9 protein-coding genes are annotated in these 15,492 nt (G+C 38.6%); all 9 read left to right on the top strand.

All coding sequences use genetic code 11. The features are described 5' to 3' along the window. Nucleotides 1-284: 284 nt before the first annotated feature. The 9 genes from atzF (at nucleotide 285) to ABLB98_RS07240 (ending at nucleotide 15,399) form a co-directional block, all read left to right on the top strand. Nucleotides 285-2,111, top strand: coding sequence for an allophanate hydrolase (atzF, locus tag ABLB98_RS07280; protein WP_348882543.1), 1,827 nt, complete (start codon nucleotides 285-287; stop codon nucleotides 2,109-2,111). A gap of 15 nt (nucleotides 2,112-2,126) precedes the next feature. Continuing rightward, complete coding sequence (gene uca, locus ABLB98_RS07275; protein WP_348882544.1) at nucleotides 2,127-5,732, top strand: urea carboxylase; 3,606 nt, start codon at nucleotides 2,127-2,129, stop codon at nucleotides 5,730-5,732. A gap of 11 nt (nucleotides 5,733-5,743) precedes the next feature. After that, on the top strand, nucleotides 5,744-6,439 hold the full coding sequence (locus ABLB98_RS07270) for a GntR family transcriptional regulator (RefSeq protein ID WP_348882545.1): 696 nt from the start codon (nucleotides 5,744-5,746) through the stop codon (nucleotides 6,437-6,439). 377 nt (nucleotides 6,440-6,816) lie between these two features. Further along, on the top strand, nucleotides 6,817-9,021 hold the full coding sequence (locus tag ABLB98_RS07265; protein ID WP_348882546.1) for an OsmC domain/YcaO domain-containing protein: 2,205 nt from the start codon (nucleotides 6,817-6,819) through the stop codon (nucleotides 9,019-9,021). Nucleotides 9,022-9,328: 307 nt separating this feature from the next. Next, a complete protein-coding gene (locus tag ABLB98_RS07260; RefSeq protein ID WP_348882547.1) occupies nucleotides 9,329-11,461 on the top strand; it encodes a TonB-dependent siderophore receptor in 2,133 nt (710 codons plus the stop codon). 388 nt (nucleotides 11,462-11,849) lie between these two features. Beyond that, the gene (locus ABLB98_RS07255; RefSeq protein WP_087544982.1) at nucleotides 11,850-12,842 is read left to right on the top strand and encodes a DUF1852 domain-containing protein; all 993 of its coding nucleotides are present in this window, start codon (nucleotides 11,850-11,852) and stop codon (nucleotides 12,840-12,842) included. Nucleotides 12,843-12,872: 30 nt separating this feature from the next. Continuing rightward, nucleotides 12,873-13,901, top strand: a complete 1,029-nt coding sequence (locus tag ABLB98_RS07250; RefSeq protein WP_348882548.1) for a methionine synthase — start codon at nucleotides 12,873-12,875, stop codon at nucleotides 13,899-13,901. Between the two features lie 151 nt (nucleotides 13,902-14,052). After that, complete coding sequence (locus ABLB98_RS07245; protein ID WP_348882564.1) at nucleotides 14,053-14,547, top strand: flavin reductase; 495 nt, start codon at nucleotides 14,053-14,055, stop codon at nucleotides 14,545-14,547. A gap of 51 nt (nucleotides 14,548-14,598) precedes the next feature. Next, complete coding sequence (locus ABLB98_RS07240; RefSeq protein ID WP_208727795.1) at nucleotides 14,599-15,399, top strand: sulfite exporter TauE/SafE family protein; 801 nt, start codon at nucleotides 14,599-14,601, stop codon at nucleotides 15,397-15,399. Nucleotides 15,400-15,492: the final 93 nt, after the last annotated feature.

Raw genomic sequence — 15,492 nt, 5'->3', positions numbered from 1 at the left:
TGGAATTTTGGCTAAGATTTTCACCCAATCTTTCTGTAAATGTATCAAAGAAATAAGCGGTTTGATTAAATATGAATTTGAGCAACTTTTGATAAACAAAAATGCTATTTGCTAAATCATGGAGCATTTGCATTAAAACAAAGCCTTTTAAGCACCAAGATGAAAATTAGAAAAAATAGTATATCTATAAAATAATATAAACATCTGATTTATATGTTTAAAATAAATTGGCATGGATTCTGCATTTTAAAATTCAAACTTGTATACAAGATGGGATTCATAAAATGCATGAAATAAAAACTTTAGGTTGGACAATTTCAGAGTGGCAAACAGCTTATTCGAAAAATGAGATCCAACTCAATACTTTAAAAGATTTAGTTGCATTAATTGATCCTCAAGATAATGCATGGATTTCAATTGCGACGTTAGAACAGATTGAACAGCAAATTCAAGTTCTCAATGAATTAAGCAAAGAAGCTGAAAGTTTAGAAAAACAATTTCCACTCTACGGCGTTCCGTTTGCAGTGAAAGATAATATTGATGTTGCAGGGTTTTTAACTACCGCAGCTTGTAAAGCTTTAACTACTGTTGCAGCAGAAGATGCTGAAACAGTGCGTTTGTTGAAGCAAGCAGGTGCAATCGTAGTTGGTAAAACTAATCTTGATCAGTTTGCAACAGGTTTAGTAGGAACTCGCTCTCCATATGGTGCTGTTGCAAATACATTTAATTCTAAATATGTCAGTGGTGGCTCAAGTTCTGGTTCAGCAAGTGTGGTTGCTCGTGGATTTGTCCCATTTGCATTAGGTACAGACACCGCAGGTTCTGGACGTGTACCAGCGGCATTTAACAATATTGTTGGGCTAAAACCAACCAAAGGGCGGTTTTCAAATCGTGGTTTATTGCCTGCATGTAAAAGTCTAGATTGTATTTCGATCTTTGCTTTAACCGTTGTAGACGCAGACTTGGTTGCAAATGTTTTAGAATCATATGATCCATTGGACAGCTATTCACGTAAGCATCCAAAGAATGTGCCAGCGCATTTCTCTAGCAAATTAAAATTTGCTATCCCAGAAAAGTTAAATTTCTTTGGTGATGAGCAATCAGAAAAAGTATTCCAGCAAACAATCCAATTACTTGAGTCATTAAACGCTGAGATCACTAAAATTGATTTTTCAGATTTTGAGCAACTGGCAGCGCAACTATATCAAGGTTCATGGGTGGCAGAACGTACCGCAGCCGTTGAAGATTTACTCAACAACAATACTGAGGACTTTGATCCAACGGTATTAGAAATTATTAAAAACGGCGAAAAATATTCAGCGGTGGATGCCTATAATGCAGAATATTTAAAACAAGATTTAACTCGAAAAATCCAACAAAGATTGGCTGATTTTGATGCCTTAATTGTTCCAACTGCACCTACAATTTATACCATTGGGCAGCTTCAACAAAATCCGATTGAATATAACGCTCATTTGGGAACATATACCAATTTTACCAATTTAGCCGATCTCAGTGCGCTTGCTTTGCCAGCAGGGTTTAGAGCTGATCATTTGCCATTTGGGATTACTCTAATTGCCCCAGCTTGGCATGATGCGGCATTGGTTCATTTCGGTAAAGCTTGGCAAAACTATCTTGCACTGAAATTAGGGGTATTGGATAAAACGCTAACTTTAAGTTCTGCTACACCTATTTCGCAACATCATATTCGTGTTGCAGTCGTCGGTGCTCATTTGACAGGTATGCCGCTGAATTTTCAGCTCACCACACGTGATGCTGTGCACATCGAAACCACAACAACCTCTCAAAATTATGCACTTTATGCATTGAACGGTACTGTTCCACCGAAACCCGGCTTAGCGCGTCAGCAAGATGGACAAAGCATCATTGTAGAACTTTGGGATGTTCCAACTGCTCGATTTGGTGAATTTGTGGCTGAAATTCCGACACCTTTAGGGATGGGTAATGTCGAACTAGAAGATGGGCGCTGGGTGAAAGGTTTTATCTGTGAGCCTTATGGCATAGATGATGCAGAGAATATTAGTCATTTTGGTGGATGGAGAGCCTATATCCAGCATCGTAACAGCCAAGCAGCAAACACAGCGAATTAATTGGGGGAAATCATCATGTTTAAAACTGTACTTATTGCAAACCGTGGTGAAATTGCTGTTCGAGCGATTCGCACACTTAAAAAATTAGGTGTAACCAGTGTTGCTGTGTATTCGGATAGTGATCGTTATGCGCAACATGTTGAAGATGCTGATATTGCAATTGCATTAGACGGTTTAAAGCCTGCCGATACTTATTTGAGTATCGAAAAATTAATTCAGGCAGCTAAACAAACTGGTGCTGAGGCAATCTTTCCTGGTTATGGCTTTCTGTCTGAAAGTGCTGATTTTTCTCGCGCTTGCGAAGAAAATAATATTGCCTTTATGGGACCAACGGCAGAGCAAATTTTAGAATTTGGTTTAAAACATCGTGCCCGTGAATTGGCGGCTGCGGCAAATGTACCAATGACTCCGGGAACAGGATTGTTGGATAGTTTAGAAGAGGCAATGACTGCCGCAGATCGAATTGGTTATCCAATCATGTTAAAGAGTACCGCTGGTGGTGGTGGTATTGGTTTGACCCGTTGTGATACGCCACAAGCCTTGACCGATGCTTATGAAAGTGTCAAACGCTTGGGAGAACAATTCTTTAAAGACGCTGGCGTATTTATTGAATGCTTTATTGATAAAGCGCGTCATGTTGAAGTGCAAATTTTTGGTGATGGAAAAGGACAAGTCGTTGCATTTGGTGAGCGTGATTGCTCTTTGCAACGTCGTAACCAAAAAGTAGTAGAGGAAACGCCTGCGGCGAATTTACCTGAAGCGACACGTAAAAAACTACATCAAGCAGCGATAGAACTCGGGAAATCCGTTAATTATCGTAGTGCAGGAACAGTAGAGTTTATTTACGATGCCAATCGAGATGAGTTTTATTTTCTAGAAGTGAATACACGTTTACAGGTTGAACATCCAGTCACTGAAATGGTGACAGGTCTAGACTTGATTGAATGCATGCTCAAAGTGGCTGCTGGTGATGAACTTGATTGGGCATATCTCAGCAATATTCAGCCTAAAGGTGCAGCGATTGAAGTCCGAGTTTATGCCGAAGATCCTGTAAAAAATTTCCAACCAAGTCCTGGTGTGTTGACCGAAGTGAGTTTTCCAGAGGGCACTCGGGTCGATACTTGGGTCAAAACAGGTACTGAAATTTCACAATATTTTGATCCGATGATTGCCAAGATCATTGTACATGCCGATGATCGTGCGGCTGCGATTGAAAAACTTAAAACCGTTTTGGCTGAAACACGCTTGAATGGTATTAGCACCAATCTGGATTATGCCCGTGCGATTATTTCCGATCAGCGTTTTGATGATATGCAAATCTGGACACGGATGCTGGATGATTTCAACTACACGCCAAACGTGATTGAAGTGGTTCAAGCAGGAACGTTGAGTTCAATTCAAGATTATCCGGGTCGTACAGGTTATTGGGATATTGGTGTGCCACCATCAGGTCCAATGGATGATTATGCTTTCCAGTTGGCGAATCGTATTGTCGGCAATGATGCTAAAGCCGCAGGTTTTGAGTTTACCTTAGTTGGACCGACTTTAAAGTTTCATACAGATACAATCATTGCTTTGGCGGGTGCAAGCTGTACTGCGTTGTTAGATGATCAGGAAATTGATTTTTGGAAGCCTGTAGAAGTTAAAGCAGGACAAATTCTAAAAATCGGTCAAGTTGAATCAGGTTGCCGTACTTATCTAGCCGTGCGTAATGGTTTGGATGTTCCTGTTTATTTGGGCAGTCGTTCTACCTTTGCACTTGGTAATTTTGGTGGTCATGCAGGGCGTACCTTGCGTGTCGGCGATATGATTAAAATGGTTGATCCAGCATTTGCGAGCACAGAGTTGCCACTTGCTCACGATGAACCTCAGGCATTGTCGGCTGAATTGATTCCTGAATATAGTAATGAATGGGAAATTGCGGTGTTATATGGCCCGCACGGCGCACCAGATTTCTTTAAACCTGAATATGTAGAAGAGTTTTTTGCATCAGAGTGGACAGTTCACTTTAACTCAAATCGTTTAGGTGTTCGTTTATCAGGACCAACACCAAGCTGGGCACGAGAAAATGGTGGTGAAGCAGGTTTACATCCATCCAATGTGCATGACTGTGAATATGCGATCGGTGCAATTAACTTCACAGGCGATTTCCCTGTGATTCTGGCAAAAGATGGTCCAAGTTTAGGCGGTTTCGTTTGTCCTGTGACGATTGCCAAAGCAGAACTTTGGAAAGTGGGACAACTCAAAGCCGATGATAAAATCCGTTTTTATCCGATTAGCGTTGAACAAGCCAATGAACTTGAACGTCAGCAAATTGAAAATATCCAAAACTTTGCGGAAGCAAGTAAAGTTGTAGAAACGATTGAGCCAATTCAAGAAGTTGTCAGTACGATTTTGGCACAACGTGAACCAACGGAATTGTCGCCAAAAACAGTGTATCGTCAAGCAGGTGATAGTTATATTCTCTTAGAATACGGCGAAAATGTTTTAGATTTAGCTTTGCGTTTACGAGTGCATCAACTGATTCAAATGATTCATGATGCAAAAATTGCAGGCGTATTAGAACTTTCACCGGGTGTTCGTTCACTACAGATTAAATACGACGGCTTAGTTATTCCACAATCACAATTGATTGCCCAATTAATTCAACTCGAAGAAGAGATGGGTGATTTGAGCCAATTAAAAATCCCATCTCGTATCGTACATTTGCCGATGGCATTTGAAGATAGTGCCACTTTAGGCGCAGTTGAACGTTATCAAGAAAGTGTTTGCTCTAAAGCACCGTGGTTGCCAAATAATGTTGATTTTATCCAACGCATTAATGGCTTGGCAGATCGAAATGAAGTTAAAGATATTATTTTTGATGCGAACTATTTAATTCTTGGCTTGGGTGATGTGTATTTAACTGCACCTTGTGCTGTGCCAGTTGACCCACGCCATCGTTTACTCAGTTCTAAATATAATCCAGCGCGTACCTTTACTGCCGAAGGAACAGTTGGTATTGGTGGTATGTACATGTGTATCTACGGCATGGATTCACCGGGCGGCTATCAATTAATTGGGCGTACACTACCAATCTGGAATAAGTTTAAGAAAAACAAACAATTTGGTGATAAACAATGGTTCTTACAATTCTTCGATCAAATTAAATATTTTGAAGTGACAGAAGAAGAACTCAATCAATGGCGTGCTGACTTTGAAAATGGTCGTGCTGAGATCAAGATTGAGGAAACTGAATTCGATTATGCGGATTATGTAAAATTTTTAGAGAATGAAGCTGAAAGTATTGCCGAGTTTAAAGCTAAGCAACAACAAGCATTCACAACTGAAGTGGATCGCTGGAAAGAGGAGTTTGCAGCTCAACCTGAAGAACAGATTCAAGAAAATAACCATGCTGATTACAGTCATTTAGCATCATTAAATGCATCGATGACAGGTAATATCTGGAAAATCTTTGTTGAACATGGTCAAGAGGTTAAAAAAGGTGAAACTGTTGCTATTATTGAAGCAATGAAAATGGAACTTCCTGTTTATGCAGAAGAAGATGGCATTGTAAAAGCCATTATTTGTAGAGCAGGGCAAACCGTACATAGTGGTGAACCATTGGTTTATATGGAATAAGGCAAGGTTGCATGAAAGAAACCAAAATAAAAACAACAAAAAGCTCAGACAATTTGTCTGAGCTGGTTTACCAACGCATCAAGAATGATATCTTTGATTTCAAATTGATGCCGGGTGAACGTTTCACTGAATCTGAAGTTGCAAAAGCTTATGATGTAAGTCGTACCCCAATCCGACAAGCGCTGTATCGTTTGCAACAAGAGGGTTATGTTGATGTGAGTTTTCGTAGCGGTTGGCAAATCCGACCGCTCAATTTTCGTTATTATGAAGAACTTTATGATGTGCGGATCGTATTAGAAAAAGATTCGATTCGTAAACTTTGTCAGATGGATCATCAAAACTCGGTTGAGTTATCCGTTTTAAAAGATTTATGGTTGATTGAACCACAACAATATCTAAAAGACATTAAACAACTGTCACAACAAGATGAAGATTTCCATTGTGCTTTAGTTCGTGCCTCTGGAAATAATGAAATGGCGAGAATTCATCGTGATTTGAGTGAGCGAATCCGTATTATTCGTCGTTTAGACTTCTCAAAAGATTATCGCGTTGAAGCGACTTATCAGGAGCATCAAAAAATACTGGGTTATATTTTTAATCGTAAAGTAGATGACGCTATTCAGGCGATTGAAGCACATATCATGCAAAGTCGTGATGAAGTGAAAAAAATTACTTTACAGATGTTGGATTCAAGTCAGTTTTATTAGGTTTTAAATAATAACCTTCCATAAGAGTCGTTAGATTTTTATAAATATATTTTTGAATACTTCAGCGTTCTTCATTAGATTATGAAAAGGCCCATCAAAAGATGGTTATGTGTGTCTAGAATTTTGGTGGCTATTCACTTGGAAGTAAGGCGGATTTAATTGTTCATAAATAGGCTAGAAAAACAGACAAAAGTTATCAATTACATAAAATACTTCTATAATAGCGCCCATTATGACTAGAGTCCGTTTTTTGTTCAGATGAATGAGTGACTCTAGCTACTCTTTTTAATCAATTTCTTATCCGCGATTCGGGTTATTGATCAATATTTGAAATTTTATGTGTCAGTGCTGACACATAACAATATTTAGGTGCCAGCATGGAAATCAAGGTTAATTATCTCGACAATCTTCGACAAGAAGCCAAGTTCGATGATTTTACAGTTATCGCTGACCAACCCATTCGTTATAAAGGTGATGGTTCTGCACCGGGTCCATTTGACTACTTTTTAGCATCATCAGCATTATGTGCAGCTTACTTCGTTAAAGTATATTGTGCAGCTCGTGATATTCCGACCGATAATATTCGTTTGTCACAAAACAATATTGTTGATCCAGAAAACCGTTATAAACAAATTTTCAAAATTCAAGTTGAATTACCCGCTGATATTTCTGAAAAAGACCGTCAAGGCATCTTACGTTCAATTGATCGTTGTACCGTTAAAAAAGTAATTCAAACGGGTCCTGAATTTATCATTGAAGAAGTCGAAAGTATTGATGCGGATGCGCAAGCTCTGTTGATGCCAAGTCTGACTTCAGAAAGCAGCACTTATATCGCAGGGAAAGATTTACCACTAGAAGAAACTATTGCCAACATGTCTGGTATTTTGGCGAATCTAGGGATGAAGATCGAAATTGCATCTTGGCGTAATATTGTTCCAAATGTCTGGTCTTTACATATCCGTGATGCACAATCACCAATGTGCTTTACTAATGGTAAAGGCTCTACCAAAGAAAGTGCTTTAGCATCAGCTTTAGGTGAGTTCATTGAACGTTTGAACTGTAACTTTTTCTATAATGATCAGTTCTGGGGTGAAGAAATTGCCAATGCAGAATTTGTACATTATCCAGACGAAAAGTGGTTCAAACCGGGTCCGAAAGGTAAATTACCAAAAGAAATTTTGGATGAATATTGTCTTGAAATTTACAACCCAGATAATGAATTACTCGGTACACATTTATATGATACCAACTCAGGCAATACAGAGCGGGGTATTTGTTCGTTGCCATTTGTGCGTCAGTCAGATCAGGAGATTGTGTATTTCCCATCGAATCTGATTGAGAATTTGTACCTGAGTAATGGAATGAGTGCAGGTAATACTTTGGCTGAAGCACAAGTTCAATGTTTATCTGAGATTTTTGAACGTGCTGTTAAACGTGAAATTTTAGAAGGTGAAATTGCTTTACCTGATGTACCTCAAGAAGTATTAGCAAAATACCCAAGTATTGTGGCGGGCATCCAAGGTTTAGAAGAACAAGGTTTTCCTGTTTTAGTGAAAGATGCTTCTTTGGGCGGTGATTTCCCAGTGATGTGTGTGACACTGATGAATCCACGTACGGGAGGCGTATTTGCCTCATTCGGCGCACATCCAAGCTTTGAAATTGCGTTGGAACGTAGCCTAACCGAACTCTTACAAGGGCGTAGTTTTGAAGGTTTAAATGATCTTCCTCAACCAACCTTCCAAAGTGAAGCAGTCACTGAACCAAATAATTTTGTTGAACACTTTATTGACTCAAGTGGCTTAGTTTCATGGCGTTTCTTTAGTGCAAAATCAGACTATGACTTTGTCGAGTGGGATTTCACCAATGATGGTGAAAACTCAAATGAAGAAGAAGCGGCTGAATTGTTTGGCATTTTGGAAGAAATGGGCAAAGAAGTATATATGGCTGTCTATGAGCATTTAGGTGCAACAGCATGTCGTATCTTAGTTCCAGATTATTCTGAAATTTATTTGGTCGAAGATTTAATTTGGGATAACACTAATAAAGCGTTGGCATTCCGTGAAGACATTTTAAATCTGCATCGTTTGGATCAGACTCAACTTGAAGCTTTGGTCGAACGTTTAGAAGAATGTGAATTAGATGACTATACTGAAATCGCGACCTTGATTGGCATTGAGTTTGATGACAATACCGTGTGGGGACAGTTGACTATTCTTGAGCTCAAACTATTGATCTATATTGCATTAGAACAGTTTGAAGAAGCCAAAGAACTGGTTGAAACCTTCTTACAATACAATACCAATACCGTTGAACGCGGACTATTCTATCAATGCATGAACGTAGTACTTGAAGTATTGCTCGATGATGAGATGGAATTAGAAGACTATGAAACGAATTTCCGTCGTATGTTTGGTAACGAACGTATGGATGCAGTCATCGGATCTGTTGAAGGGAGTGTTCGTTTCTATGGTCTCACACCAACAAGTATGAAACTTGAAGGGCTTGATCGCCATTTACGTTTGATTGATAGCTATAAGAAATTGCATCAAGCGCGTGCAAAGGCTGTCGGAGTAGCTGTATAAATACAAGCTAAACGTTGAACCTTTAAAAAGTGCATGTTGATCATGCACTTTTATATCGTTAGTCCACTGTTGGGAAGACTATGATGTAATTTATTACACGGGTGGGCACGGCGTGATTTGGGATTTTTTAAATAATGCCGATTAAAAACATTTTGATCATATGCTCTGTCTCTACCTACGGTATACAGAACATTTAAAAATATTAGATAGATGGTGGAAAACGTACTTGTTCAATCATAGAAAATTGTGAATACTCATGCCCGAAAATTTAGACTATAAGATTATCTTTCGGGGTTAGGCAATTACTGTGAAAACATATCCATTTACATTTTCTCGTTTACACAAAGCGTTACTGGCAGTTGGTTCATTTTCATGCCTAGGGCTAAGCTCAGTATTGGTACATGCTGAAGATAAAAATAAGGTATCCCAATTAGAAACAATCACAGTAAACGCCCAAGCAGCAGAAAGCGTATATTTTCAACCAAAGGTGAATTTATCTGGTTTTACTCAACAAAATATTGCTGAGATTCCTGCATCTATTCATGCAGTGACGGCTGAGCGAATTGCTGATCAACATGCGAAAACATTAACGGATGTTGTGAAAAACGATGCTGCGGTAGGTGATGGTTACGCCCCAATTGGCTATTACTCAAACTTTATGATGCGTGGTTTCGCACTGAACCTTGGTTCAAGCTACTTGCTCAATGGTAACTTACTTCGCGGTGAGCAAAATGTCGCACTTGAAAACAAAGAACAAGTCGAAATTTTAAAGGGTATAAGTGCCATTCAAAGTGGTATGTCAACACCTGCGGGTGTGGTTAATTATGTAAGCAAACGCCCTAAAGACATCCGTTCAATGACCGTTGATGCAGATAGTCATGGCGGTAATCGTATCGCAGCGGACTTTGGTGGATTTTTAGATGAGCAGCAATTGGGTTATCGAATAAATTTGGCGCATGAGGAAATCCATCCGTATGTAGAACATGCCAATGGTAAACGCTTATTTGGTTCTTTAGCATTAGACTGGAATATATCAGATCGTTCAAAATTAGAACTTGATATCGAATCACAGCGTCAACGTCAGCGTTCAGTACCTGGTTATCAGTTGCTTGATGGTAAAACCGTACCTACTGGCGTAGAGTGGGATCGTTTACTTGGCTATCAAAGTTGGAGCCAACCTGTCATTAACCAAAGTTTAAACACAGGCTTAAAATATAATTACCAAATCAATAAAGATTGGTCAGCAAATCTAAGTGCTTCTCAAAGTCGTGTTGTGGTGGATGATTATTCAGCGTTTGCCTATACCTTTGATCAAAATGGTAACTATGATATTTATGACTTCCGCAGTCCTGATGACAGTTACCTGACCAATCAATTTAAAGCAGTCTTAAATGGTCAATTTAGTACAGGATCATGGCAACATAAGTTGGGTTTAGAATTATCACAAACTTATAAACGACATGCGCAATATGATGCGATTAACCAAGCTGTCGGTACAGGGAATATTTACACTGATACTGTGGACTTTGCTCCATCAGGCGCGGTTTTGGGCAATCACTACAAATCTTTAAACAGTCAGCAAACAGCATTAAATTTACTTGATCAAGTTGAATTTAATACAGCATGGTCAATTCTAGCAGGCGGAAAACTACTGCATTTAAATGAAGATGCTTATAATGCATCTGGTAATAATATTCGTGACACTAACTTTAATCGCTTTTTACCTCAATTTGCTGTGATGTATCAGCCTGGGGAAAAGACTCATATCTATGCTTCTTATGCCAAAGGATTAAGTGACGGCGGACAAGCACCGTGGTTTGCAAACAATCCTTCTGTGACATTAGCACCTAAACATTCAGCGCAATATGAATTGGGATTTAAGCAGCAGTGGCAAGATTTACTTTTTTCAGCTGCATTATTTGATTTAAAACAAGATAATCAACATACCAATACTTCAAATGATTTCGTAAAAGATGGTGAACAACATAACCTCGGCTTAGAACTTGGTCTACAAGGGCGTATTGGTCAAAACCTAGATATGACATCGATTTTGGCACTGACCCGTTCACGCTTAAAAGACATACAATCATCTGAATATGATGGTCATCAAACTCAAAATGTACCAACTGTACGTTTGGCGAGTTATATCTCATACCAAGTTACCCAAGTTGAAGGATTACGTTTACTCGCTGGCATACAATACAGTAGCAGTAAATATGCCAATAAAATAGGCAGCGTAAAAGTTCCAAGCTACACAGTTTTTAATACTGGTGCAGCTTATAACTTTAAAACTAATGGCTATGAAAACACGTTAAGATTCAATGTAGATAATCTATTTAATAAAAAATATTGGAGAGATGCGGGAAGCTTCTTTGGGGATGATTATTTGTTCCTAGGCGCTCCACGCACTGCACAATTGTCTTGGACTGTGAATTTTTAAATCCAATTCACTGATATGAATAAAGACGATCTGACTTGAAATTAGATCGTCTTTTTTACGAGATTCTGCTATTGGATTAATAAAATTCAAGTTTTTATATCGTTGTAAACAAAAAATAGAAACAAAACATTGTATGTCATTATCTAAAGAATAATTCCAAATTACAAACACGTCCTTATAGCAATAATTCAATCAATATCCTGATAGTTTTTCAGCTCATGATGAAGCTCGTTCAGGTTAGAGCACTGAAACCCATAAAAACACACAACAATGAATTTTATTCATCTTTTGGTTAGATTAAATCATTTTTATTCATTTGATGATTCGAGTATAAATTACAACATAAAGAAGTTTACGGTTTATCGCAAAAATTAGGATACCAATCATCATGAGTAAAGAGTTTGCATGTTCAATTAAACGCATTCGTTTTGATGAAAACTATCAACCAGCGGATAGCACACGTCTAACGACTAATTTTGCCAACTTAGCACGCGGTGAAAGTCGAGAGCAGAATCTTCGTAATACACTTCGAATGATTAATAATCGTTTCAATGCTTTAGCACAAACTGATAATCCAAATGGTGATCGTTATTCACTTGAAATCGATATTATTTCTGCAGATTTAGATATTGAAGGTAATGGTAAAACTTTTCCAATCATTGAAATGCTGAAAAGCACCATTACCGATCACCATACCAATCAACGTATTGAAGGTATGATTGGCAATAGTTTCTCGTCTTATGTACGTGATTATGATTTTAGTGTGGTACTGAAAGAACATAATAAAGAGAACTCAACTTCGTATGCACCCGAAGGTTTCGGTGATTTACACGGTAAGCTTTATCAATATTTAGTAAATTCAGATACTTTTAAGGCTGAATTTAATCAACAACCTGTCATTTGTTTAAGTGTTTCAACAGCGAGGACTTATCAGCGTACTGTTAATGAGCATTCAGTTTTAGGTGTTGAATATAAGCAAGATCAATATTCACGTACAGATGAATATTTCCATAAAATGGGCTTACAGGTTCGCTTCTTCATGCCGAAAGGAAGTGTTGCGCCTTTAGCATTCTATTTTGCGGGTGATTTATTACGTGATTACACCGATTTTGAACTGATTAGCGCAATTAGCACGATGGAAACTTTCCAAAAGATCTATCGCCCTGAAATTTACAATGCAAATTCTTCAGCAGCACAAGTGTATCAAGCAAGTTTAGAGTACCCAGATTACTCATTAACACGAATCGTTTACGACCGTGTAGAGCGTGGTCAATTGGCAGTAAAACAAGGTAAATGGACGGAAGAGAACTTTATCAAACCTTATCAAAACATCCTTGAACAATGGGCTGCTAACTACACCGTACAAAGTAACGCTGCTTAATTTACCTGAAATAGAGATAGAAGATTTAAAATGGCAATTTTATTACCAACATCAACGGCTGGCAGCTTACCAAAACCTTCATGGCTTGCAGAACCTGAAAAACTTTGGTCACCTTGGAAATTAGAGGGTGAGGCATTAATCGAAGCGAAGCAAGATGCTCTGCGTTTATCTCTACAAGAACAGATCCATGCGGGAATTGATATTGTGAGCGATGGTGAGCAAACTCGCCAACATTTTGTCACCACATTTATCGAGCATCTTGATGGTGTAGATTTTGAGAAGCGTGAAACAGTTCGTATCCGTAATCGTTATGATGCAAGTGTTCCATCTGTAGTCGGTGCAGTCTCTCGCCAAAAGCCAGTTTTCGTGGAAGATGCCAAGTTTTTACGTAGCCAAACAACACAACCAATCAAATGGGCGCTTCCAGGTCCAATGACTATGATTGATACGTTATATGATGGTCACTATAAAAGCCGTGAAAAACTGGCTTGGGAATTTGCCAAGATTCTTAATCAAGAGGCGCTTGAATTGGAAGCTGCGGGTATTGATATTATTCAATTTGACGAACCTGCATTTAATGTATTCTTTGATGAAGTGAATGATTGGGGTGTTGCAACATTAGAAAGAGCGCTTGAAGGTCTTAAATGTGAAACAGCCGTCCATATCTGCTATGGCTATGGCATCAAAGCCAATACAGATTGGAAAAAGACTTTGGGTTCAGAGTGGCGTCAATATGAAGAAGCTTTCCCTAAGCTTCAAAAGTCTAAAATTGATATCGTTTCACTTGAATGCCAAAACTCTCGTGTACCAATGGATCTCATCGAACTGATCCGTGGTAAAAAAGTCATGGTTGGTGCGATTGATGTTGCAACCAATAATATTGAAACAGCGGATGAGGTTGCAGATACGCTACGCAAAGCGCTTCAGTTTGTCGATGCCGATAAACTTTATCCATCTACTAACTGTGGAATGGCGCCTTTATCTCGTGAAGTAGCACGCGGCAAACTGAATGCCTTAAGTGCAGGTGCAGAAATTATCCGAAAAGAGCTCGCCGTTTAGTATTTAGCAATTAGGAAATATCGAATGGGCTACTTATTAATTTAGTTAGCAGCCCATTCGGTTTGAAATGATTTAGATGTGCAAATGTGACGCAAGTGTGTGTTAGGTCTTAATCTAAAGAAAAGCTACAGTTCAATTTAGGAATCAGATGATGATTGAAGCAAATGACTTTAGAAATGCGATGTCTTTACTGACAAGTGCAGTGAATGTGGTGACTACAGCGGGAGCATCTGGTCGTCATGGATTTACCGCATCTGCTGTATGTAGCGTTACGGATACACCTCCGACATTATTGGTGTGTATGAATACAGCATCTAGGTCACATGCACATTTTATTGAAAATGAAACTTTAACTGTGAATGTTCTAGGCGCACAACATCAGCATATTTCTAATGTGTTTTCTTCTAAGTTGACGTCTGAAGAGCGGTTTAAACATGGAACTTGGACTAAATTAAAAACAGGTGCACCTGTTTTAGAGGATGCTCTTGTCAGTTTTGATTGTCAGATTGAACAAATTCAGGAAGTAGGAACACATACTATTTTTATTTGCCGTACAGTTGCTATTCAAAAAAGTCAGCATGAACATCATAGTCTGGTGTATTTTAATCGTGCTTATCACCAAGTAGGTGAGACTGAAGTTGCTTAAACCAACATTCGCTATTCATCTAATATTAACCTTCAATCAAGTAAGTATGTCGTGGAATTAATCATTTTTTTAGCTATAGGTGCATTAGCGGGATTCGCTGCTGGACTTTTTGGTGTAGGTGGTGGGCTGATCATTGTACCGCTTTTATATGTTGTCTTTACACAAATGGGCTATGATCCTGAAGTTGTGATGCATCTTGCTTTGGGTACTTCATTAGCCACGATTATTGTGACGTCTATCAGCTCATTAATGGCGCATAATAAAAATGGTGCAGTAATTTGGCCTGTATTCAAAAATCTGACTCCTGGTTTAGTCATTGGGTCATTTTTTGGTGCGGGTATTGCAGGATTACTATCAAGGGAACACTTGCAACTGATTATTGGTGTTTTTGTGATTTGGGTTGCATACCAAATGTTTATTGGAGCCAAAAAAGTAATAGATCAGAATAAAGTCCTTCCATCAACGACTAAACAGGTGTTCGCAGGTACAGGAATAGGCATAGCATCAGCAATTTTTGGTATTGGTGGAGGCAGTCTAACCGTACCTTATTTAAATCATCACGGTGTAGTCATGCAAAAAGCAGTTGGAACATCTGCTGCATGTGGCTTACCTATCGCAATCGCAGGTGCGCTAGGGTTTATGTTATTTGGTATGAAAGAACAAATAAATGTTCCGAATAGCATTGGTTTTGTTCATGTTTATGCATTTCTGGGTATCAGTGCGATGAGCTTTTTCACTGCAAAGCTAGGTGCCAAAGTGGCACATGCTTTATCACCTCAAATGTTAAAAAAATGCTTTGCTGTACTACTGTTGTTTGTCGGATGTTTTTTCCTGTTTAAAGGGATATTTTAGAATTAAGTGAATCTCTTTCTGGCTAATAAAAGCCCATCATGTATGGGCTTTTATGTACTAGAGTTTAATAGATTTATTTTTTAACCATTTGAA

The sequence above is a fragment of the Acinetobacter yuyunsongii genome, assembly GCF_041021915.1.
Classification (GTDB): Bacteria; Pseudomonadota; Gammaproteobacteria; order Pseudomonadales; family Moraxellaceae; genus Acinetobacter.
Note: the sequence above shows the minus strand (reverse complement) of the source record. Positions and strands in the feature narration are given on the sequence as shown.

What these genes read in the sequence shown, in the direction of transcription:
- atzF (WP_348882543.1), top strand. Translation starts at nt 285, where the DNA reads ATGCATGAAATAAAAACTTTAGGTTGGACAATTTCAGAGTGGCAAACA.
- uca (WP_348882544.1), top strand. Translation starts at nt 2,127, where the DNA reads ATGTTTAAAACTGTACTTATTGCAAACCGTGGTGAAATTGCTGTTCGA.
- ABLB98_RS07270 (WP_348882545.1), top strand. Translation starts at nt 5,744, where the DNA reads ATGAAAGAAACCAAAATAAAAACAACAAAAAGCTCAGACAATTTGTCT.
- ABLB98_RS07265 (WP_348882546.1), top strand. Translation starts at nt 6,817, where the DNA reads ATGGAAATCAAGGTTAATTATCTCGACAATCTTCGACAAGAAGCCAAG.
- ABLB98_RS07255 (WP_087544982.1), top strand. Translation starts at nt 11,850, where the DNA reads ATGAGTAAAGAGTTTGCATGTTCAATTAAACGCATTCGTTTTGATGAA.
- ABLB98_RS07250 (WP_348882548.1), top strand. Translation starts at nt 12,873, where the DNA reads ATGGCAATTTTATTACCAACATCAACGGCTGGCAGCTTACCAAAACCT.
- ABLB98_RS07245 (WP_348882564.1), top strand. Translation starts at nt 14,053, where the DNA reads ATGATTGAAGCAAATGACTTTAGAAATGCGATGTCTTTACTGACAAGT.